We start from the raw sequence: 20,118 nt of genomic DNA on the forward strand, positions 1-20,118 counted from the left end.
TTTACTAGACATTGGCTATATAAAATTTTACGTTAAGGAAGTGAATACATTGCGACGGCTTTTGAAATGGTTTGCGGTAGCGACAACAATCGGCATGCTTTTCGTTTTAATTGGTGGAGCGCTTGTGACAAAAACAGGATCAGGGATGGGTTGTGGACGTTCGTGGCCGCTTTGTCACGGACAGCTTATTCCATCCAATATTACAGCAGAGTTGTTGATTGAATTAAGCCACCGTGTCGTCTCCGGCGTCGTCGGGTTGATGGTGCTCATTTTATCGATTTGGGCATGGAAAGCGATCGGTCATATTCGCGAAACGAAATTTTTAGCGATCATTTCGTTTGTGTTTCTCGTCTTACAAGGGCTGATCGGGGCCGCTGCGGTCGTGTGGGGACAATCGGACGTTGTGCTGGCGCTTCACTTTGGTATTTCGTTAATTTCATTTGCGGCCGTCTTTTTATTGACGTTGTTTATTTTTGAAGTCGATAAAAAATTTGATGTTGCATCTGTTGTGCTTGATCGCAAGATGAAATTTCATATTTATGGCATTATTTCTTATTGCTATATCGTCGTATACACAGGAGCGCTCGTTCGTCATAAACAAGCGAGTTTAGCGTGCCCGAGCTGGCCGTTTTGCGCGCAAACGCGCATATTCCCGACGCAACTACATGAATGGGTACAAATGGGGCACCGTTTAGCCGCAGGGTTATTATTTGTTTGGATTTTAATAGCAACGATTGATGCAATGAAACGATATAAACGACAACCGATTATATATTGGGGTTGGCTGATTGCGCTTATTCTCGTCAGCTGCCAAGTCGCCACAGGAGCGCTCGTCGTTTTTACAGAATTGAATTTATACGTCGCCTTAGCTCATGCGTTTTTCATTTCATGTTTGTTCGGCGTGTTAAGTTACTTTGTGCTACTGGCAACGCGCAGTAAAAAAGAAAAGGAAGCGCGACATGAATCGAACGTCATTCCATCTGCCGTATTAAAATAAAAGAACGAGGGATCCCTCGTTCTTTTATTTTTCGGCTAATTCAATTAATAAATCTCCCGTTTGAATCGCGTCGCCACCTTTGACATAAATATCTTTGACAACGCCTGAAAACGGTGCTTGAACAGTCGTTTCCATTTTCATCGCTTCTGTAATCATTAAATGGTCGCCTTTTTTCACTTTTTCTCCTTTTTCCACAAGCACTTTTACCACTGTTCCTGGCATCGTCGCAGCAATATGGTTCGGATTGTTACGATCTGCTTTCACACGTGCGACAATCGTCGTTTTAATGCTTTCGTCTTTCACGACAATTTCGCGCGGCTGACCGTTTAGTTCGAAGTAAACAACTCTCGTCCCGTCTGCTTGTGGCTGACCGATTGCAACGAGCTTGACGATTAATGTTTTTCCTTTTTCAATTTCGATTTCAATTTCTTCACCGAGACGCATGCCGTATAAGAATGTTGGCGTATCTAAAACAGATACGTCACCGAACTGTTCAACGGTACGCGCATATTCGACAAATACTTTCGGATAAAGCGCGTAAGCTAACACATCGTAGTCAGTCACTTCATGCTGAATGAGATGGTACAGTTCTTCTCTTAACTTTTCAAAGTCGACCGGCTCTAATAGCTCGCCCGGACGGACGGTAATTGGTTCGCGCCCTTTTAAAATAATACGTTGCAATGTTTCAGGGAATCCGCCATGCGGTTGACCGAGATAGCCTTCAAATAGCTCAACAACGGAATCAGGGAAGTCAAGCGTGTCCCCGCGTTCGTAAATGTCTTGTTCTGTTAAATTGTTTTGTACCATATATAGCGCCATATCACCAACGACTTTCGATGATGGCGTCACTTTTACGATGTCGCCAAATAAATCGTTGACACGACGATACATTTCTTTTACTTCATCCCAACGATCTCCTAAGCCGACTGCTTTTGCTTGTTGTTGTAAGTTGCTATATTGTCCGCCCGGCATTTCGTGCATATATACTTCCGTATGCGGCGCGTTCATGCCGCTTTCAAAGTCCGCATAATATTGGCGCACATCTTCCCAATAACGCGATAATTTTTCAAGCGATGCAATATCCACTTCTGGCGCACGCTCGGTTCCTTCTAGCGCATAATAAAGCGTATTGGCGCTCGGTTGTGACGTTAAACCAGCCATGGAGCTAACCGCGACGTCTACAATATCTACCCCTGCTTCAATCGCTTTCGCATACGTATAAATGCCGTTGCCGCTTGTGTCGTGCGTATGCAAATGAATCGGGATATCGACGACTTCTTTTAAAGCGGAAATAAACGTATACGCGGCTTGTGGCTTTAATAGCCCCGCCATATCTTTAATCGCTAAAATGTGCGCGCCTGCTTGTTCGAGCTCTTTCGCTAAGTTTTTATAGTAGTCGAGATTGTATTTTGTGCGCGCTGGATCGAAAATATCGCCCGTATAACAAATAGCTGCCTCCGCTACTTTTCCAGATTGACGTACTGCATCGATTGCAACCGTCATTCCTTTCACCCAGTTTAAACTATCGAAAATGCGGAATACGTCAATGCCTGCTTCAGCTGATTTTGCAACGAACTCACGAATGACGTTATCTGGATAGTTTTTATATCCGACAGCATTCGAGGCGCGAAGCAACATTTGAAACAAGACGTTTGGAATTTTTTCGCGCAATTGAATGAGGCGCTCCCATGGATCTTCTTTTAAGAAGCGATATGCGACGTCAAACGTCGCTCCGCCCCACATTTCCATCGAAAACAACTGCGGCCATAAACGCGCCGTTGGTTCCGCGATGCGCATCAAGTCGTTTGTGCGCACGCGCGTCGCTAAAAGCGATTGATGGGCATCACGAAACGTCGTATCCGTTAGCAACACACGATTTTGCTCTTTAATCCATTGAACAAGTCCGTCTGCTCCACGCTCATCTAAAATTTGTTTCGTTCCTTTTGGCATCGGTTCGATATAGTTTATTTTCGGAATGCGCGGTGGATCAAATACGGGCTTTTTCTTTTTTCCGATGCCTGGAAATCCATTTACGGTGACCGTTCCGATATATGATAACAGTTTCGTCCCACGGTCTTTTCGTTTCGGGAAAATAAAGAGCTCCGGTGTCGTATCAATAAACGATGTATCATATTCCCCTGTTAAAAATTTCGGATGTTGGACGACGTTTTCTAAAAACGGGATGTTCGTTTTAATGCCGCGAATACGAAACTCACGCAAGTTGCGTAACATTTTCGCCGCTGCTTGTTCAAACGTTAACGCCCACGTCGTCACTTTCACTAATAGCGAATCGTAATACGGTGTAATGACTGCTCCTTGGAAACTATTACCTGCATCTAAGCGAACGCCGAAGCCACCGCCTGAGCGGTATGCCATAATTTTCCCAGTGTCTGGCATAAAGTGATTTAGCGGATCTTCTGTTGTGACGCGCGACTGAATCGCATATCCGTGCACATGAATATGTTCTTGTTTCGGGATGCCAACTTTTTCGCTATGTAGCGCATGACCTTCCGCAATTAAAATTTGCGATTGGACAATATCGATGCCCGTAATCATTTCAGTAATGGTATGCTCGACTTGAATGCGCGGATTGACTTCAATAAAGTAAAACTTATCTCCAGAAACGAGAAACTCGACCGTTCCTGCGTTGACGTATTGCACGTTTTTCATAAGTTTGACTGCCGCTTCACAAATTTCTTCGCGAAGCTCCTTAGAAAGCGATACACTCGGCGCCACTTCGACCACTTTTTGATGGCGACGTTGTACGGAACAATCACGGTCGTATAGATGAACGATGTTGCCGTATGCATCGCCTAAAATTTGCACTTCAATATGTTTTGGATTTTCAATTAATTTCTCGACATATACGTCATCGCTACCGAAGGCTGCTTTCGCTTCCGATTTCGCGCGCTCGTATGCTTCTTTTACTTCGGATTGCGAACGAACGATGCGCATCCCGCGACCGCCGCCACCTAATGCCGCTTTAATGATCATCGGATAACCGTATGTCTCACCGAAGCGCACGACGTCCTCCAAGCTTTGCACAGGGCCATCGCTTCCCGGAATGACTGGAATGTCCGCTTGTTTCGCTTGGTGACGCGCTTTTACTTTATCGCCAAACATATCTAAATGCTCTTGGCGTGGACCGATAAAAATGATGCCTTCTTCTTCGCATCGTTTCGCAAATTCGATGTTTTCCGATAAAAAGCCGTATCCTGGATGAATCGCGTCGACATCATGCATTTTTGCGATTTCAATAATGCCTTCAATGTCTAAATACGCTTCAATCGGTTTTTTTCCTTCCCCGACTAAATACGCTTCATCTGCCTTATAGCGATGGTACGATCCTGCGTCTTCGCGCGAATAAATCGCAACGGTGCGAATGCCAAGCTCGTTGCATGCACGAAAGACGCGAATCGCAATTTCTCCACGGTTTGCGACAAGTACTTTTTGAATACGCCTCATATGTGATCCTCCCCCTATTCTTCATATAAAAACTATAACGAATTTTCTGTATTTGTAAATAGGATTACGAAAAAGAAATATGATTTTTTTGAATATTGCTTTTTTCATTTTTATGCTTTTCGTAGTTTGTCACTGCAGAAATGTTCGCTAATACGCCGACAGACATCATAAGTAAAACGAGCGATGAGCCGCCGTAGCTCACAAACGGCAAAGTGACACCTGTAAGTGGAATCATTCCTGAAATTCCACCGAGGTTGATAAATGCTTGAAAGCCAATCATCGTCGAAATGCCAATCGCTAATAAACTGCCAAACGCATCGTGGCATTTTCTTGCAATAGAAAAACCACGCAAGACGATAAACGATAATAAAAGAAGGACGAATGAAACACCAAATAAGCCAAGTTCTTCGGCAATGACCGCCATAATAAAGTCCGTATGCGCTTCCGGCAAATAACCGTACTTTTGAATGCCTTGTCCAAGTCCTAGCCCTTTTAAGCCTCCGTTTGCGATCGCAAAGTACGAGTTAATGAGCTGGTATCCTTCTTTTTGAGGATATGCAAATGGATCGAGAAAACTGTAAATACGCGCCATGCGTACTTTGGTGAAAACTTTATCATATATAAACGGACCGGAAACAAGCACGACAAGACTAGCAATCAAGCCGAACAATAACAACTGTTTCATTAATAGCCGTTTGCTGGCGGCAGAAGAGAAGATAATCGCTGCGCAAATGAACGCGATAATGATCATCGTTCCAACGTCTGGCTGCAAGAAAATAAGCAAGCAAATGAACAACATATAATAAACGGGAAAGAGCACGTCTTGCGGGGAAGTTTGCAATTTTTTTTGTTTGTTTGCTAGCACCCCGCTTAAATATACAATTAAGCCGATTTTCGCAAATTCAGCTGGCTGAATGTTAATAGGTCCGATTTTAATCCAGCTTGTGGCATTGTTTGCTGTATGTCCAAACAAAAGGACATAAATGAGCGGCAAAGGCATGGCAAAAAAAACAAATTGCAAAAACTTTTTGCGCGCATAATGTTTATACGGAACAAATGCAAGGAATAAAAACATACATGTTCCGATGATCCACGCCCATTTTTGTTTTTGGAAAAAATAATCGCTCGCCGTATGGAAACGAGTGACTGCTGTAATCATGCTCGCGCTATATACCATGATAAGCCCAAACAGCGATAATAAAAATACAGCGATGATTAACGGATAATCATGATATTTCATAAACGTTTTCAAGCGCATCTGACCCATCTTCCTTTTCACTGTCTTATTTGCATTGTACTATAAAACAGAAAAAACCCAAACGAAATTCGTTTGAGTTTTTGTCATTTTTTCTTCTTTTTCGTGCACGCTTCATGCAATGCCGAAAGCTCGCGCTCAAGTCGGTCTAAAATGGCCTTCCCGTCTTTTTCATCGACAAGTCCTAATCGGACCGCAAAATCAATTTCACGGGATAACCCGAACATTTGCGTATCTAACACTTCTTCATATAGCGGACATTGTGGCATCGTTAAGTGATCCATTTGCACTTGAATAAGCTTCACAATTTTTTCCGCATCCGCTTGCAATAACGAATAGGCTCTTTCTCGAAAGTTTATCGCCACTTCAGGCGTCACGTTGACCCCTCCGTTCCGTACGTTCCTGTTTCTTCATCTTATCGTGAATACGAAAAAAATGCAAGCATCATGCCTTGACCGATTCATTTTACAAACAAACGCTTTCATCATATAATGAAAGGCAGATAGGGGGAATAAACATGGTCATCGTCATCAAAGGGAACGTCAAATTTACGATTACACTCGATCCGAGCGTATGGATTTTTGACGATCGAAAAGTAGATGTACATACTTATTTTACACGTCATCCACAAATTGAACAACAAGAAGACATAGACGACATTCAAAACATTTCAGCGTATTGGGATCGTGAAATTCAAGAAGGAGCGGTGTCGCCTCCGACGCTGCAAACCGAAAAGCAATTTGAAAAAGAAAAAATATTAACCGGTACGTTCGGCATGCCGTTTGCCCCGTTTTTACGCAACGCGGAACCGAATGAGAATGCAACACAGTTCACCATCGTCACAGAAAACGGCGATACGACGATTTCACTTGCTGATGCTTATGAGCTACTATTATGTTTTTCAAAAGACGGCAAACCGCTCAAAGAAGATGGACCTGTCCATATTTATTTTGGCGATGGTTCAAATCGCGACAACCCAATTACCCACGTACGGGCGTTTATCGTCGAGTGAAAAGAGGCGTTTTGCCTCTTTTCTTACAAAAGGTCTGCCGCAAGTTGCGCAAGCGATGAACGCTCTCCTTTCACTAACCGCACGTGCCCCGCTACTTTTTGTTCTTTAAATTTTTCAACAACATATGTGAGCCCGTTATTGTATTCGTCTAAATACGGATGATCGATTTGGGCCGGATCACCCATTAACACAATTTTACTTCGCTCCCCGACGCGCGTTAAAATCGTCTTCACTTCATGTTTCGTTAAATTTTGCGCCTCATCAATAATAATAAACTGTTCTGGAATGCTCCGTCCGCGTATATACGTGAGCGCTTCAACTTCAATGGATCCCATGCCTGATAAAATCGCATCAAGTTCACTCGGCTTTTTCGTATCGAATAAAAAATGTAAGTTATCAAAAATTGGTTGCATCCACGGTCGTAATTTTTCTTGTTTCTCGCCTGGCAAATAGCCGATATCTTTCCCGACAGGTACAATCGGACGAGCGACAAGCAATTTTTTATATAACCGCATATCTTCCGTCTGCATCAGTCCGGCCGCTAACGCAAGCAGCGTCTTTCCTGTTCCTGCTTTTCCGATCAGCGTCACAAGCGGAATGTCGGTGCGAAGCAACAATTCACATGCCATCGTTTGTTGCACGTTGCGCGGACGAATGCCCCAAATATGATCGTAATGAAATACAAGTTTGCGCACTTTTTTTCCTGTATGATCGACCATACCGAGCGCCGATGACGAACCGCCAAGTGCATCTTTCATAATAATAAATTGGTTCGGATAAAATGGGTGGTTTGTAATTTCCGCCAGCACAAGTTCGCCTTTTTCATAAAAGCGCGCCAAATGTTCTGGGCTTATGTACAAATCTAAAAATCCGGTGTAAATATGGTCAATTTCAACGACGCGGTCGCTTAAAAAATCTTCCGCCTCTAGCCCAATCGCATCAGCTTTGACACGTACGAGCGCATCTTTACTGACTAAAATAACAGGGCGACCGTTTTCTTTCGACTGTTCCTCAAGCAATAAATTTTTCGCGACGGCTAAAATGCGATTGTCGTTCGTTTTTTCAACAAAAATTTCTTGCAGTTGATGAAACGAGCGATGATTTAATTCAATGCGCAACACCCCACCATGATCGAGCGGAATTTTTTCATGCAGCTTTCCGTTTTTTCTTAAGCTATCAATAATTTTAGATACTTGGCGAGCATTTCTTCCGATTTCATCCATATATCGCTTTTTCGAGTCCACTTCTTCTAATACGACAGCCGGGATGACCACTTCATTATCTTGAAAGGAAAAAATAGAATACGGATCTTGCAAAAGCACGTTTGTATCTAATACGTATATTTTTTTGCCCACGTTTTCTCCCCCTTGACGACCGTCGGTGGACGGGATTGTTGTTTATATATATGAACGGACGCATAAAGATAGAAGAAGTTTTGCAAAATAAAGTTAAAGTCGAAAAGGGGTGGAACCATTGAAATATATCATCATCTTCATGTTGCTTTTTATAAGTGCCTGCGGACAACAAGCGCAACCGAATAATCGCGACTCGCTCGTTCATGTGAAAAATACGACAAATGAAAAAATCGTCGATAAATCCGGGCAACAAATCGCGCGTCATCTCGCAAATCTTGCGAGCAGCGTGCCGAATGTGAACGATGCGACCGTATTAGTTGTTGGGAAATATGCGTTAGTAGGCATTGATGTCAATGCTAAACTTGATCCGTCGCGCGTTGGAACGGTGAAATATTCCGTTGTGGAAAGTTTACAAAAAGATCCGTACGGGGCCAATGCGATCGTCATTGCGGATGCGGATTTAAATACGCGGCTGAGAGCCATTCAAAAGCAAGTAGAGAAAGGAAAGCCGATTCAAGGATTTATGGACGAGTTAGCAGCGATTGTCGGACGCGTCATGCCTGAAATCCCAAGCGACTTTTTACAAACGACAAATCCGCGTTCAACAAGACAAAACGATAAGCAGTTAAACGATGGTGAACAAAAGCAACTAGAAAAAGAGCAACAAAAACAATCAAACGACCATATGAAATAAGCCGAGCATATTGCTCGGCTTATGCTTGTTTTAACGCGCTCATCACTTGTTGATCGAGCTTGGCAGCAGCTTGCGCATCATACGTTTTTTCGTATTTCGGTTCGAGTGCAATTTTTGCACCGTAAAACATCACATCGCGCACTTCTTCAATATCGACTTGAATAACTGCAAGCTTCAACGGAACGTTTTCTAGTTTTTCAACTTTCACATGCGCTTTTCCGCTAATGGAATACGTCGATTCGTTTGCGATTAAAACGATGGACATCGCTGGATTCGCCTGCACATTTGCGACAATGCGCGAGCGTTGATCGACGGCAAAATATACTTTATCGTGCGCCGGCGCGTACACCCATGAAATGGCGCTTGCATTTGGTGCACCTGTTTCATGGTCGATCGTACATACAATGACAAATCGTTCTTTTTGCAACGCTTGGAACAAAGGCTCAATTAATGTCGGTTCTACCGCATTTGGCATATGTATCCCTCCTTATTTTTATCATACCTTTTTTTCACACACTTTCAAATGATATGATATACTAATTCGTAAAAAAACATGTGAGGTTTGACGATGAGAGTACGATGCATTCTTTGTGAAAAAATAGATACGTTAGACGACGAAACGTTGCTGGCAAAACGGTTGCGCAACCGCCCGATTCATACATATATGTGCGAAACGTGCCATGAGCGCATTGAGAAAAAAACGAACGAGCGGCTTGCCACCGGCAAATTTCGCTTTTTCCGAACGAGCAAACACGAAACGGAATGGTAATAAAAAAAGCGCCTTGCACGAAGCATAGGCGCTTATTCGTAATTGGCATATTTGTCTGGTTCACGATTGATTTGATCGAGCATCGCTTCAACGAGTTCGGCTGGAAAACGAAACGTGCGTGATTCGTCGTTTGCCGTACATGTGACCGTATATACGTCATCTTCTTTTGTAAATGCGATTTGCTCAATCGCATGATCTTCACGCAATAAGTCGGCAAAAAATTGTTCCGTCTCTTGTGCCGCCGTATCATCCGGGCGCGCCTGTGCGACCACTTTAATCGTCAGCCAATTGTACACCGCATCTTGTAGTTTCACGCGCGTTCCCCCTCACGACGAAGACGCCATTTATAAATCATTAATACGATCGCTGCGACAAGCAATCCTTCCGCCACAGGTAAAAAGACGGCAAAAAACGTTAAAATCGTGCAGCCAAGCACAAGTAGCGCGTAAATGACGACGTTTTTTAATAGCGGCAGCTCGCGCGCAAAGCCGAGCCGATAGACGATGATCGATAAAACGATGATCGTCACGTACAACAGCCACATCCCTTTCGTCGGTTGTTCGTGCACGTTGTATAGCGAAGCGAAAAACGACAGGCGACCGATCACATCCATGAAAAATCCTCCTATTTCTTTTGCTCAGCGAGTTTTTTCTTTTTCGCGATTTTTTCGCGTTCGTTTTTATCTAATATTTTTTTCCGCAAGCGAATCGATTGTGGCGTCACTTCGCAATATTCGTCGTCGTTTAAATATTCAAGCGCTTCTTCTAACGTCATAAGGCGTGGTTTTTTCATCGTCACCGTTTGTTCTTTCGTTGAAGAGCGAACGTTTGTCACATGTTTCATTTTACATACGTTCACGACTAAATCATTGTCGCGACTATGTTCGCCAACGATCATCCCTTCATACACTTCCGTTCCCGGTTCGATGAAAATGACGCCGCGGTCTTCGACTTGCATAATGCCATAAGCCGTCGCTTTTCCTGTCTCCATCGAAATGAGTACCCCTTGATGTCTGCCACCGATTTGACCTGGGATGACAGGTTGATAGCTGTCGAACGAATGGTTTAAAATGCCGTATCCGCGCGTAAGCGACATAAATTCTGTCCGATAGCCGATTAGTCCGCGCGCTGGAACGAGGAAAATAAGGCGCACTTGTCCGTTTCCATTATTGATCATATCGATCATTTCCCCTTTGCGCGCCCCAAGCGACTCCATAATCGCCCCCGTATATTCTTCAGGAATATCAATTTGCACGCGCTCGACCGGCTCGCACATGACGCCGTCGATTTCTTTCATAATGACTTCTGGTTTGGATACTTGCAGTTCAAAACCTTCCCGACGCATATTTTCAATTAAAATGGATAAATGCAACTCTCCGCGCCCTGACACGATCCATACATCAGGAGAATCGGTTGGTTCAACGCGAAGCGAGACGTCTGTTTCTAACTGTAAACGAAGACGTTCTTCAATTTTTCTTGCAGTCACATGTTTTCCTTCCCGACCAGCAAACGGGCTATTGTTCACAAGAAACGTCATTTGCAACGTCGGTTCGTCAATACGAAGCGGTGGCAACGCTTCTTGCACGTCAAGCGGACATACCGTTTCGCCTACGTTAATATCTTCCATTCCGGAAACGGCAACTAAATCGCCCGCTTTCGCTTCTTCAATTTCAATACGTTTTAACCCGAGGAAGCCAAACAGCTTTGTGACGCGAAACGTCTTCACAGAACCGTCTAGCTTCATCAGCGCGACTTGCTGCCCCACTTGCATGCGCCCGCGGAAAATGCGTCCGATCCCAATACGACCGACGTAGTCGTTATAATCGAGAAGCGCCACTTGAAATTGAAGCGGCTCGTCGCTATTGTCGATTGGCGCTGGAATATGTTCAATAATCGTTTCAAATAGCGCCGTCATATCGGCATCTTGTTTGTCCGCATCTAAACTTGCGGTGCCGTTAATGGCTGAAGCGTACACGACCGGAAACTCAAGTTGGTCTTCTGATGCCCCAAGCTCAATAAATAAATCGATCACTTCATCGACGACTTCGTGCGGTCGAGCAAATTCGCGGTCAATTTTATTGACGACGACAATAGGCGTTAAGTTTTGTTCAAGCGCTTTTTTTAAGACGAAGCGCGTTTGCGGCATACATCCTTCGTACGCATCGACAACGAGCAACACCCCATCGACAAGCCGCATAATGCGTTCCACTTCTCCGCCGAAGTCCGCATGTCCCGGCGTATCTAAAATGTTAATGCGCGTGCCTTTGTATTGAATGGCTGTATTTTTTGCTAAAATCGTAATGCCTCGTTCACGTTCTAAATCGTTGCGGTCAAGCGCCCGTTCTTCCACTTGTTCGTTCGCCCGAAACGTGCCCGATTGGCGAAGCAATTGGTCGACTAACGTCGTTTTTCCGTGGTCGACGTGCGCAATAATCGCGATGTTACGAATATCGTTTCTCAATTCATTCAACTCCTATTTTTCAACATTGCGCGTCTATTATAGCACAAACATAGTAGAAAAGCGGAATGTTTTGTTGTAATCTAAAGGAAAGAGGAGGAGAACATATGAATAAATTTCAACCGCTTTTTTTTATGATAGCGCTACTTGCGACGATGACGTTAATAGGCACCGGCATTGCGATCGCTTATCGACATGTGCCAGCGATCGTCGGCTCGATGATTGCTTTTTTTGGCGTGATGGGTCTTGGGTTTTCACTAAAAAAAAGAAAAAGCGCTAACAATCGGTAGTTAGCGCTGAATGATCGCAAGTATTTCTTCATGCAATCCCGGCTTTGAAACGAACACGGAGCTTTTTTCAATCATATTGAGCGGCTCACCGTACAAGTTTGTTACCACACCGCCTACTTCTTGCACGATGACCATCCCACCGGCAATATCCCACGGCGACAACCGAAGCGTCATGTACGCATCAAGTTTACCCGCTGCGATATACGCCATCTCAAGTGCCGCAGAGCCGTACGAACGCGTGCCGCGCGCTTTTTTCACAAGCGGGGCAAGGACGTTCGGGTCGATGCGACGGTTTTCCGTCACCCACGTCGCATTTAATGAAATGATCGAGCGATCAAGCGTTGTTTTCTCAAGCGGTGGAAGCGGTGTGCCGTTTAAAAATGCCCCTTTTCCATTTTGTGCATAATATAGTTCGTCAAACGCCACATCGTAAATGTAGCCAAGCATGCCGACGCCATCTTGAAACACCCCGACGGAAATCGCGAAATGGCGCTGTTGATGAACGAAATTCATCGTTCCGTCAATCGGGTCGATAATCCAAACGACGCCGTCTAGCGCTTCAAGCGTATCCCCGAGCCCTTCTTCTCCTAAAATGCGGTGTGTCGGATACGTCCGACGAATGCGCTCAATAAAAAACTGTTCGATTTCCCGATCGACGTTTGTCACTAAGTCAGACGGGCTTGATTTCGTTTCGATTTTTAGTTTCGTTTGAAACGCATCGCGGATGCGCTCCCCTGCTTCACGAATCCAATGCTGCATATGTTGATCAATTTCGTTCCACATATCATACCTCCTGCATATACTTATGTAGAAAAGGCGGCGCTTGCCGCCTTTCAGTTCGACAGACGAATAAGTTCTTGGCGTAGTTTTTCTAATTTTCGTTTACATTCGTTTTTTTTCGCTTCATTATTTTCTAACATCGCTTCATAAAGGGTGGCTAGTTCGTAATCGACTTCAAGTTTTAATACTTTGATTCGTCTTTCTCCATCCATTTTTTTGAATCCATCGGCTGTTTTTCTCATCTCGTGCACCCCTTCCGTCTTTATTTTTTCTGAAAATTCTTTTTTATATACTATGTAACGGAAAGGGGATATGCAACTTTACATTTTCACAATATCTCCGTTGGACAACTCTTTTCCTTTTTTGATCGTTTCGTATGATGAATAGCCGCTTACTTTTTCGAACTCATCACATAGTTTTCGCTCCTCGGCTTTGCTTGGGACGATTTGTTTAAAGCGGCGATATAAGTTCATCAGTCGCTCTCGTTCAATGCCTTGTTCGTACGCTTCTTCAATCCCTTCATAAAATTTAATGACGTCGATGATTTCTTCTGTTGACCAACTGTAATCAATCGGATAAGCATATTTCATGATGTTCACCTTTCTTTGTCATCTGTCTCGTTTTAGTTTGCCCAACGTGCGCGAATTTGTTCCGCCTCGTTGATCATGCGCGCAAAAAGTTCAGCAACTGTCGGCACGTCATGAATCAGTCCAATCACTTGCCCCGCCCATGCAAATCCTTCTTCCGTATAGCCGTCGTAAATAAACCGCCTATTCGCTTTTCCGCTAATGTACTCTTTTAGTTGTTCATACCCTTTTCCTTCTTGTTCAAATTGTAAAATTTTTTCCGTCCATTCGTTTAACAAAGCGCGCGCAGGGGCACCGAGCGATCGTTTAATGACGACCGTGTCGCTTTCTGTACGTTCCACGAGCATTTGTTTATACACAGGATGGGCATGAATGCATTCTTTTGTTGCAATAAAGCGCGTACCCATTTCGATGCCTTCCGCTCCAAGCGCAAGGGCAGCCATCAGCCCACGACCGTCGCCAATGCCGCCTGAAGCGATGACAGGAATGGACACGGAATCGACGACGCGCGGCACTAATACGAACGTCCCGATGTCATGTTTACCGAGATGTCCGCCCCCTTCTTGACCGACGACCATGACCGCATCTGCGCCGAGTTCCTCCGCTTTCACCGCTTGTCGTACTGCCGCAACGAGCACAAGCTTTTTCACCGGCACACCTTTTAACTGTTCAAAAATAGGTGCAGGATTTCCGCCCGTCATCGAAATGACCGGCACGTTTTCTTCAATCGCCACATCAAGCATATGTGCAAATGGACGTCCATGTTGTCCAATCGCAAAATTAACGCCAAATGGTTTGTCCGTTTTTTCGCGCACTTTTTTTATTTCTTCTCGCAACTCATCTGGCGTCTCGAGCGACATCGCTGTAATTTGCCCTAGCCCCCCGGCATTCGACACCGCCGCCGCTAAATCGGCATACGCTAAATACGCTAACCCTCCTTGAATGATTGGATAACGGATGCCTAACAATTCGGTTACTCTCGTGTTCCAGTTCACACATCATTCCCCCTTTACTTTTTATCATTCTTCGCTCATAAAGAAAAGTCCTTCACAAACAATAAATGTAGAAATATGCAGCAATTTTGATTTTTAAGCAAAAAAATCATCTTTCCAAACGTATAAAGAAGTGCTATAATTCACTTTGTTTTATGTAAATCCAAGTTAAAGAGGTGTACAGCGAAATTGTCACAGTATGAAACACCGTTATTTACCGGACTGTTAGAGCATATAAAGAAAAATCCGATTCAATTTCATATTCCTGGTCATAAAAAAGGAGCAGGCATGGACGAGCAGTTTCGCTCTTTTATTGGGGAAAATGCGTTAGCGATGGATTTAATTAATATCGGTCCGCTTGATGATTTACATCAGCCAAAAGGAATGATTAAACGTGCTCAAGAGCTTGCGGCGGAAGCGTTTGGGGCGGACTATACGTTTTTTTCCGTGCAAGGGACAAGCGGCGCGATTATGACGATGGTCATGTCTGTCGCAGGACCTGGCGATAAAATTATCGTTCCGCGCAACGTGCATAAATCGGTCATGTCTGCCATCGTCTTTTCAGGAGCGACACCGATTTTCGTTCATCCTGAAATTGATAAAGAGCTTGGCATTTCACACGGCATTACGCCAGAAGCGGTAGAATGTGCATTAAAGCAACATCCAGACGCCAAAGGGGTGCTCGTCATTAACCCGACGTACTTTGGCATTGCTGGTGACTTAAAACGCATCGTTGACATTGCCCACGCGTACGGCGTTCCTGTTCTTGTTGACGAGGCGCACGGTGTGCACATTCACTTTCATGAAGATTTACCGCTATCGGCGATGCAAGCAGGTGCGGATATGGCAGCAACGAGCGTGCATAAACTGGGCGGTTCGATGACGCAAAGCTCGATTTTAAACGTGAAAAAAGGGCTTGTGTCACCTAAACGAGTGCAGGCGATTTTAAGCATGTTAACGACAACATCGACGTCTTACTTGTTGCTTGCTTCGCTTGATGTGGCGCGCAAACGGCTAGCGACGCAAGGGCATGAGCTTGCGGAACAAGCGATTCGCCTGGCGAATGAAACGCGCAAAAAAATTAACGACATCGACTATTTATATTGCGTCGGAAAAGAAATTATCGGCACAAAAGCGACGTTTGACTACGATCCGACGAAGCTCATTATTTCTGTGAAAGAGCTTGGAATAACAGGCTATGAAGTAGAAAAATGGTTGCGTGAACGTTACAACATTGAAGTGGAGTTATCTGATTTATATAACATTTTATGTATTATTACACCGGGAGATACTGAACGCGAGACGAACATATTAGTCGATGCGCTTCGCCATTTATCAAACGAATTTCGCCATCAAGCAGAAGTCGGGAAAAAGCCGAAAGTGCTTTTACCTGACATTCCGATTCTTGCACTTACGCCGCGCGATGCGTTTTATGCTGAAACGGAAGTCGTGCCATTTGACGAGTCAGCCGGACGCATTATTGCTGAGTTTGTCATGGTTTATCCACCGGGCATTCCAATTTTTATTCCAGGTGAAATTATTACAGAAGAAAATTTAAATTACATTCGCAAAAATATCGAAGTCGGCTTACCTGTTCAAGGTCCAGAAGACGATACGTTGCGAACGTTGCGCGTCATTAAAGAACATCAGAAATGAAAAAAGCGGAGCTCGTGTGGTAAGTAGTTCAGTTTAGAAGTAGAAAAAGTAAAAAAACATTCTAATTATCAAGGGTTTTAGATATGTTTTTGATAAAAAAATAACTATATAATTAGCATTCAAAAAGGTATTGGATTTTAATCCAATACCTTTATTGTGTTTATGATTTTTCTTTTTGTCTCTTCTAATTTATTTTCTTCTTCAATGTTGGTTTCTCCATCTTCCGTATAGAAATCTGCAAAGTTTTGCCCTTCATATCTTGGAACAATGTGCATATGAAAATGTGTTAATTCATCAAAAGCTCCACCGTTTTGACACACAGTAATTCCATCAGGATTAAACAACTTTTTTATAGCTTTTGAAATAATCCTTGATGCCTTAAATATCGAGTTTGCAGTATTTTCGTCAAGTTCATCAAAGTAACGAATATGTTTTTTAGGCAATATCAAAACGTGTCCTTCGTTGTATGGATTGTGGTCTAAGATGCAACAAACATAATCGTCTTCGAATACTACATTAACAGCCTCTACTTTATTTGCTAAATTACAACCTAAACAGTTCATTTAGGTTCCCTCCCTTTTGAAACGCATTATATACAATTATACATTCACTTTCTAAATTGTGGAAAACTATCGTAAGTAGATTATATCTTTGATGTCAAAAACCTTTTCAGTTATTCCAAGTCGTTGAGCAGGGGTTAGTTTTTTGCCATCCATAGATTTATAAGGTAAGCAAAAATTAAAATAAGTTCTTAGAATAGTTAATGCATATTGAGCATACTTCGGGTTAAAGTTAGCATAAATATAACTTTTACCTTCGCCTCTTGCCGTCATTAAAGGGCGTTCAAGAATGGACAGCCTTCTTCGCATTTGTTGGATAAAGGCATTGGTGGCATTATCATTTACCTCTAACACCATTTCAGCAATATCTTTTGGTTCAATAGAGGAAAGGTCTGTTGTGCAATCAACCAAGTGAAAGCCTTTATCTTTCGATGCCAAAGGATGCTCAATTGGTTGATTGGCATATTTATTAAAGGTCTTTTTCCCTTCTGAAACTTGTTCGTGAAAAGTGTGTCGGCGGAACAGTTCGGTCAAATAATATTTAGCCAACTTCCTCAAATTTTTTGTTTCATAACCGCTTTGAAAACCCCACTCTAACAAATCCTGTTTTGCATCTTCAAACTCCTGCAAACTTTGTTTCCTTGATTTTTCTCGGTCAACAAGGCTTAGAAAGTGATGGGCATCGTATCGTTTGATTTCTTTGGCAAAAACACGATAGAAGGCTGTTTTGATTGAACTGTCATTATCGCTAATCATACGCCATTCATTTGCCTTTACAAGCTGTTTAATCAGCCAATAATGAGCAATATTCGTGTATGTCGCATTAACGTGAAGACCATCTACATATTGGCTTCTGTGTCTGATTTTATTAATGTCGTGCGTATATTGAGCATATTCTTCTTCGTTCTCTTTAGGTGGTTCTTGGGGATAATGAGAAAAATCTAACCTTGCATTTTTCTTGGCAAACTCATTCAAGCGGTCATCTTTATATTGAATGGTATCCAAAGCCAATTCTTCAAAGGTAGTATCCCAATCATAAGCGACATCAGAACGAAAGGCATACCTTGAAAAAACCTCTGAAGTAACGACAATGTATGTTTGCAAATTTAAGTCTTCCAAGCCCCGAAATTTACTTCCACCTTGACCTTTTTTCCGAACATTGTTAAGTAAATAATGCATCTTATCGGTATTTAGCCACATTTCCTTAAAATGCTTGTTCTTTAAAGGTTTTGTTTCGTATCTGTCCAAAAACTCTAAACATCTACGATAAAGCCATTCTAACTTTTGATAATAGGTTCCAACCCCAATATCTAAAATTTCACAAGCACGGCTGATAGGAACTTTGTTTAATAGCAATTTTGCAAATGTGGGAAGTATGTCATTTCTTTGTTGGTGATAGGTGGTGGATTGTTTTCTGTTCGGCAAAACATTGGTAATTTTTTACACTGTTTGCATTGCCACCTTTGAGAATTACTTGTGCTTTTCCCTTGCTTATAAAACTCTTTTTTATGGTCAAAAGGGGTAAAACCTTCGTTTATACAGTCTTCTTTATGAAACACATAATCTGGCTCAACATCTTGAACTGTTTCAATTCTGACAAGCCGATTAATTTCTTCTGCGATAGACCAATTAGAATAAGGATAGGAGCTAATGTCCGATACAACACCTATATTTGGCTGTATGGGGTCAGGGTTGCACCTAATAACCTTACTTCGGTTCTTCGTACTTCCAGTTAATTTATATCTACTTGGTTTGTTTAAAACCTTTTCAAACCGTTCTTGGTCTCTTCCAAACCATTTGCAGAATGGGTCTGTACAAAAGTTATATTGAATTTGAAATGTCTTGTCATTCCAATGAAATTGAACAGGAGTAAAAAGTAAATGGTTGTATCTTTTAGCGTATTTTGTGGTGTCTAAAATGCCATAGTGTTTTTTCCTATCTTCGATGTCGCCATCTGATACAGGCGGAACAACCGATACCACTGAGTCTTGTTTATTAGACAACCGCTTCAAATTAGCCAATGGATTTCACCTTCACCATATCTTCAATTTCCATCTGTTTTATTAATCGTTTGTTATTTCGTTTTTGCTCAATCCATTTAATGAAGTCTTTGTCGTCAAGGATGTTTTGCAAGAACTTATCGGCAACTTCGCTTTCGCTGTATTCAGTGTATTCGGCATAATATTTCACGATGGCTTGAGTCCTTTCGGAAATCAGCCAATCAACCTTATCAGCATTGGTATTCTTCGGTTTAATGAACTTCACCGCACATCAACCTCCTTATTCAAATTATAACAATTTTCGACCTAAAATTAACAACGAAATTAGCACAACTTTTGGCATATGACCAACAGCCATTGTCTATTTACTAATTAGTATGCCAATTCGTGTGTTATTTCATACCTATTTTCCCTTCAAATATTGATATATCAACAAAAATAAAGAGTCCAATTCGTATGCGAATTGAACTCAAAATTATGAAGTTAATTTAATTTTTCTACCTTAAAACTGAACTACTTAGCTCGTGTGGAGTTCCGCTTTTTTCATCAATAAAAAGAGACCGACTATGCCGATCCCTTCCCTCTATATATGTCTCCCCATCCCCCAAAGCTTATTATTCCTCATCTTCACAATCACACGTACAACATTGACCGTACAATACCGTCACTTTTTCATCTTCAAAATGATCAATTGTCGCATTGCATGTTTGGCATACAATTGTACCCATCCCCGATAACCCCTTTTCCTTTGGAATGTTTGAAAACGTTTTACTGATTTCATAATAATATGTCATATTTGTTTTGTCAATAGGAATTAGTATGACATATTTAAACAAAAAAAGAGACGTATTTTACGCCTCTTCCTCCATTTTATTCATATTGTTCGGCAAGATGAGTAGCTGGTAAAATGTCTGAGAAAAATTCAGCCAAATCTTCAGCTTGTTCTTTTGTGTCGATGCGAAATATTCGTTGTAAGTAGTCGTGGTCTTCGATGTCTTTCGGGTCGAGGAGAGCTGAGCGGCCTGTTTGCATACAGATGACGAGCGGCTTGCCAAAAAACATGCTCGTATAAACGATGCCAAAATCGTAGCGAACGTCTTTTGTCGTAAAGCCGACGAACCTCACTTTTACTTTTTCATGCTCATCATACAATTTTTCAAATACGTGCATATCATTCCCTCCTTCTTGTATATTAAACTTTATTATATCGTACCATTCATATTTTCGCAATTATTTGTTTTTTTACATA

At 42.5% G+C, this 20,118-nt stretch carries 24 protein-coding genes; 6 read left to right on the forward strand and 18 right to left on the reverse strand.

Annotation, left to right across the window (positions count from 1 at the left end; all coding sequences use genetic code 11):
• Positions 1 to 49 precede the first annotated feature (49 nt).
• Positions 50 to 997, forward strand: coding sequence for a COX15/CtaA family protein (locus HNQ82_RS03650; protein WP_183247216.1), 948 nt, complete (start codon positions 50 to 52; stop codon positions 995 to 997).
• A gap of 24 nt (positions 998 to 1,021) precedes the next feature.
• Here the strand turns inward: HNQ82_RS03650 and pyc are convergent, their stop codons facing one another.
• The 3 genes from pyc to HNQ82_RS03665 all read right to left on the reverse strand — a co-directional run bounded on the left by pyc (position 1,022) and on the right by HNQ82_RS03665 (position 6,094).
• Positions 1,022 to 4,462 (reverse strand): pyruvate carboxylase, encoded by a 3,441-nt coding sequence (gene pyc, locus HNQ82_RS03655; protein WP_183247218.1) that lies wholly within the window; start codon positions 4,460 to 4,462, stop codon positions 1,022 to 1,024.
• Between the two features lie 64 nt (positions 4,463 to 4,526).
• Entirely contained in the window at positions 4,527 to 5,729 is a 1,203-nt protein-coding gene (gene ftsW, locus HNQ82_RS03660) for a putative lipid II flippase FtsW (protein ID WP_183247220.1), read from the reverse strand.
• Positions 5,730 to 5,803: 74 nt separating this feature from the next.
• Positions 5,804 to 6,094 carry an Fpa/YlaN family protein gene (locus tag HNQ82_RS03665; RefSeq protein ID WP_004891276.1) on the reverse strand — a complete coding sequence of 97 codons (291 nt, stop codon included), beginning with the start codon at positions 6,092 to 6,094 and terminating at the stop codon, positions 5,804 to 5,806.
• Positions 6,095 to 6,234: 140 nt separating this feature from the next.
• Between HNQ82_RS03665 and HNQ82_RS03670 the strand changes: the two genes are divergently transcribed.
• Positions 6,235 to 6,729, forward strand: a complete 495-nt coding sequence (locus HNQ82_RS03670; protein ID WP_183247221.1) for a peptidyl-prolyl cis-trans isomerase — start codon at positions 6,235 to 6,237, stop codon at positions 6,727 to 6,729.
• 23 nt (positions 6,730 to 6,752) lie between these two features.
• Here the strand turns inward: HNQ82_RS03670 and HNQ82_RS03675 are convergent, their stop codons facing one another.
• On the reverse strand, positions 6,753 to 8,084 hold the full coding sequence (locus HNQ82_RS03675; protein ID WP_183247224.1) for a PhoH family protein: 1,332 nt from the start codon (positions 8,082 to 8,084) through the stop codon (positions 6,753 to 6,755).
• 109 nt (positions 8,085 to 8,193) lie between these two features.
• Between HNQ82_RS03675 and HNQ82_RS03680 the strand changes: the two genes are divergently transcribed.
• The gene (locus tag HNQ82_RS03680; RefSeq protein ID WP_183247226.1) at positions 8,194 to 8,778 is read left to right on the forward strand and encodes a YhcN/YlaJ family sporulation lipoprotein; all 585 of its coding nucleotides are present in this window, start codon (positions 8,194 to 8,196) and stop codon (positions 8,776 to 8,778) included.
• A gap of 19 nt (positions 8,779 to 8,797) precedes the next feature.
• On the opposite strand, the gene HNQ82_RS03685 is transcribed toward HNQ82_RS03680, so the two are convergent.
• Positions 8,798 to 9,253 (reverse strand): pyridoxamine 5'-phosphate oxidase family protein, encoded by a 456-nt coding sequence (locus tag HNQ82_RS03685; RefSeq protein WP_032101574.1) that lies wholly within the window; start codon positions 9,251 to 9,253, stop codon positions 8,798 to 8,800.
• Positions 9,254 to 9,346: 93 nt separating this feature from the next.
• Between HNQ82_RS03685 and HNQ82_RS03690 the strand changes: the two genes are divergently transcribed.
• Entirely contained in the window at positions 9,347 to 9,547 is a 201-nt protein-coding gene (locus HNQ82_RS03690) for a YlaI family protein (protein WP_032101575.1), read from the forward strand.
• 32 nt (positions 9,548 to 9,579) lie between these two features.
• Here HNQ82_RS03690 and HNQ82_RS03695 read toward each other — a convergent pair whose 3' ends face one another.
• Genes HNQ82_RS03695 through typA form a run of 3 tightly spaced genes read right to left on the reverse strand, consistent with a single transcriptional unit; the run spans position 9,580 to position 12,007 of the window.
• A complete protein-coding gene (locus tag HNQ82_RS03695) occupies positions 9,580 to 9,861 on the reverse strand; it encodes a hypothetical protein (protein WP_183247228.1) in 282 nt (93 codons plus the stop codon).
• Entirely contained in the window at positions 9,858 to 10,160 is a 303-nt protein-coding gene (locus tag HNQ82_RS03700) for a YlaH-like family protein (RefSeq protein WP_183247230.1), read from the reverse strand. The genes HNQ82_RS03695 and HNQ82_RS03700 overlap by 4 nt, the downstream gene beginning before the upstream one ends.
• A gap of 11 nt (positions 10,161 to 10,171) precedes the next feature.
• Complete coding sequence (typA, locus tag HNQ82_RS03705) at positions 10,172 to 12,007, reverse strand: translational GTPase TypA (RefSeq protein WP_183247233.1); 1,836 nt, start codon at positions 12,005 to 12,007, stop codon at positions 10,172 to 10,174.
• Between the two features lie 104 nt (positions 12,008 to 12,111).
• On the opposite strand from typA, the gene HNQ82_RS03710 reads away from it, so the two are divergent.
• The gene (locus HNQ82_RS03710; RefSeq protein ID WP_183247235.1) at positions 12,112 to 12,294 is read left to right on the forward strand and encodes a DUF5325 family protein; all 183 of its coding nucleotides are present in this window, start codon (positions 12,112 to 12,114) and stop codon (positions 12,292 to 12,294) included.
• Here the strand turns inward: HNQ82_RS03710 and HNQ82_RS03715 are convergent, their stop codons facing one another.
• From HNQ82_RS03715 to HNQ82_RS03730, 4 genes are all read right to left on the reverse strand, one after another.
• Positions 12,295 to 13,077: an inositol monophosphatase family protein gene (locus HNQ82_RS03715; RefSeq protein WP_183247237.1), complete on the reverse strand. Its 783-nt coding sequence runs from the start codon at positions 13,075 to 13,077 to the stop codon at positions 12,295 to 12,297.
• A 50-nt stretch (positions 13,078 to 13,127) separates the two neighbouring features.
• The gene (locus HNQ82_RS03720; RefSeq protein ID WP_032101581.1) at positions 13,128 to 13,316 is read right to left on the reverse strand and encodes a hypothetical protein; all 189 of its coding nucleotides are present in this window, start codon (positions 13,314 to 13,316) and stop codon (positions 13,128 to 13,130) included.
• Between the two features lie 78 nt (positions 13,317 to 13,394).
• Positions 13,395 to 13,664, reverse strand: a complete 270-nt coding sequence (locus HNQ82_RS03725; protein WP_055440220.1) for a UPF0223 family protein — start codon at positions 13,662 to 13,664, stop codon at positions 13,395 to 13,397.
• 32 nt (positions 13,665 to 13,696) lie between these two features.
• Positions 13,697 to 14,656 carry a nitronate monooxygenase gene (locus HNQ82_RS03730; RefSeq protein ID WP_183247239.1) on the reverse strand — a complete coding sequence of 320 codons (960 nt, stop codon included), beginning with the start codon at positions 14,654 to 14,656 and terminating at the stop codon, positions 13,697 to 13,699.
• A gap of 186 nt (positions 14,657 to 14,842) precedes the next feature.
• On the opposite strand from HNQ82_RS03730, the gene HNQ82_RS03735 reads away from it, so the two are divergent.
• A complete protein-coding gene (locus tag HNQ82_RS03735) occupies positions 14,843 to 16,309 on the forward strand; it encodes an aminotransferase class I/II-fold pyridoxal phosphate-dependent enzyme (RefSeq protein ID WP_183247242.1) in 1,467 nt (488 codons plus the stop codon).
• A 137-nt stretch (positions 16,310 to 16,446) separates the two neighbouring features.
• Here the strand turns inward: HNQ82_RS03735 and HNQ82_RS03740 are convergent, their stop codons facing one another.
• The 6 genes from HNQ82_RS03740 to HNQ82_RS03760 form a co-directional block, all read right to left on the reverse strand.
• Positions 16,447 to 16,872: an HIT family protein gene (locus tag HNQ82_RS03740; protein ID WP_032099485.1), complete on the reverse strand. Its 426-nt coding sequence runs from the start codon at positions 16,870 to 16,872 to the stop codon at positions 16,447 to 16,449.
• 66 nt (positions 16,873 to 16,938) lie between these two features.
• Positions 16,939 to 18,117 carry a hypothetical protein gene (locus HNQ82_RS14520; RefSeq protein ID WP_246348849.1) on the reverse strand — a complete coding sequence of 393 codons (1,179 nt, stop codon included), beginning with the start codon at positions 18,115 to 18,117 and terminating at the stop codon, positions 16,939 to 16,941.
• 98 nt (positions 18,118 to 18,215) lie between these two features.
• On the reverse strand, positions 18,216 to 18,890 hold the full coding sequence (locus HNQ82_RS14525) for a hypothetical protein (protein WP_246348852.1): 675 nt from the start codon (positions 18,888 to 18,890) through the stop codon (positions 18,216 to 18,218).
• Positions 18,883 to 19,134: a hypothetical protein gene (locus HNQ82_RS03750; RefSeq protein WP_032100548.1), complete on the reverse strand. Its 252-nt coding sequence runs from the start codon at positions 19,132 to 19,134 to the stop codon at positions 18,883 to 18,885. Before HNQ82_RS03750 ends, HNQ82_RS14525 begins: the two co-directional genes overlap by 8 nt.
• 349 nt (positions 19,135 to 19,483) lie before the next feature.
• Entirely contained in the window at positions 19,484 to 19,597 is a 114-nt protein-coding gene (locus tag HNQ82_RS03755) for a GapA-binding peptide SR1P (protein ID WP_003395198.1), read from the reverse strand.
• Between the two features lie 142 nt (positions 19,598 to 19,739).
• The gene (locus HNQ82_RS03760; RefSeq protein WP_183247244.1) at positions 19,740 to 20,039 is read right to left on the reverse strand and encodes a DUF3055 domain-containing protein; all 300 of its coding nucleotides are present in this window, start codon (positions 20,037 to 20,039) and stop codon (positions 19,740 to 19,742) included.
• Positions 20,040 to 20,118: the final 79 nt, after the last annotated feature.

The sequence above is a fragment of the Anoxybacillus tengchongensis genome (genome assembly GCF_014201585.1).
Lineage (GTDB): Bacteria > Bacillota > Bacilli > Bacillales > Anoxybacillaceae > Anoxybacillus > Anoxybacillus tengchongensis.

Coding starts and splice junctions, on each gene's coding strand:
- HNQ82_RS03685 (WP_032101574.1), bottom strand. CDS start 9,253: ATGCCAAATGCGGTAGAACCGACATTAATTGAGCCTTTGTTCCAAGCG.
- HNQ82_RS03725 (WP_055440220.1), bottom strand. CDS start 13,664: ATGAAATATGCTTATCCGATTGATTACAGTTGGTCAACAGAAGAAATC.
- HNQ82_RS03690 (WP_032101575.1), top strand. CDS start 9,347: ATGAGAGTACGATGCATTCTTTGTGAAAAAATAGATACGTTAGACGAC.
- ftsW (WP_183247220.1), bottom strand. CDS start 5,729: ATGGGTCAGATGCGCTTGAAAACGTTTATGAAATATCATGATTATCCG.
- HNQ82_RS03755 (WP_003395198.1), bottom strand. CDS start 19,597: ATGGGTACAATTGTATGCCAAACATGCAATGCGACAATTGATCATTTT.
- HNQ82_RS03760 (WP_183247244.1), bottom strand. CDS start 20,039: ATGCACGTATTTGAAAAATTGTATGATGAGCATGAAAAAGTAAAAGTG.
- HNQ82_RS03710 (WP_183247235.1), top strand. CDS start 12,112: ATGAATAAATTTCAACCGCTTTTTTTTATGATAGCGCTACTTGCGACG.
- HNQ82_RS03670 (WP_183247221.1), top strand. CDS start 6,235: ATGGTCATCGTCATCAAAGGGAACGTCAAATTTACGATTACACTCGAT.
- HNQ82_RS03720 (WP_032101581.1), bottom strand. CDS start 13,316: ATGAGAAAAACAGCCGATGGATTCAAAAAAATGGATGGAGAAAGACGA.
- pyc (WP_183247218.1), bottom strand. CDS start 4,462: ATGAGGCGTATTCAAAAAGTACTTGTCGCAAACCGTGGAGAAATTGCG.
- HNQ82_RS03715 (WP_183247237.1), bottom strand. CDS start 13,077: ATGTGGAACGAAATTGATCAACATATGCAGCATTGGATTCGTGAAGCA.
- HNQ82_RS03700 (WP_183247230.1), bottom strand. CDS start 10,160: ATGGATGTGATCGGTCGCCTGTCGTTTTTCGCTTCGCTATACAACGTG.
- HNQ82_RS03740 (WP_032099485.1), bottom strand. CDS start 16,872: ATGAACTGTTTAGGTTGTAATTTAGCAAATAAAGTAGAGGCTGTTAAT.